The 450-nt window shown below is 60.4% G+C and carries 2 pseudogenes; both read left to right on the top strand.

Going from position 1 to position 450, the window contains the following annotated elements:
- A pseudogene (locus EOA13_RS37510) lies at positions 1-157 on the top strand (microcin ABC transporter permease); the annotation flags it as partial.
- Positions 157-450 (top strand): annotated as a pseudogene (locus EOA13_RS37515) (ABC transporter permease); the annotation flags it as partial. The pseudogenes EOA13_RS37510 and EOA13_RS37515, both read left to right, overlap by 1 nt.

The following is a 450-nucleotide window of genomic DNA, read 5'->3' on the forward strand; positions in this document are numbered from 1 at the left end:
CCTGCTCGGTTTCAGGTCGGTGGTCGAGCGCGACTACCCGGTGGTCTTCGCCAATCTCTACATCTTCTCGCTTCTCGGCCTGATTGTCGGGCTCTTGTCCGACCTGATCTACACTTGGGTCGACCCGCGCATCGACTTCGAGCGGAGAGACGTCTGATGGCCGGGGCCGCAGTCGAAACGACGCCGGACCGGATTGCCCGACCCTGGCTGTCGCCGCTCAACCAGCGGCGCCTGCAGAATTTCAGGGCCAACCGGCGCGGCTATTGGTCGTTATGGATCTTCCTCGTGCTTTTCGTGCTGTCGCTGTTTTCCGAATGGATCGCCAACGACAAACCGGTTCTCGTTGCCTACAAGGGAGAGATCCTGTTTCCGGTCGTGGTCGCTTATCCCGAGGAGAAGTTCGGCGGCTTTTATGCGGTCACCGACTATCGCGACCCGGTCATCCAGGAC

The organism is Mesorhizobium sp. M7A.F.Ca.US.011.01.1.1 (assembly GCF_003998295.1).
Classification (GTDB): Bacteria; Pseudomonadota; Alphaproteobacteria; order Rhizobiales; family Rhizobiaceae; genus Mesorhizobium.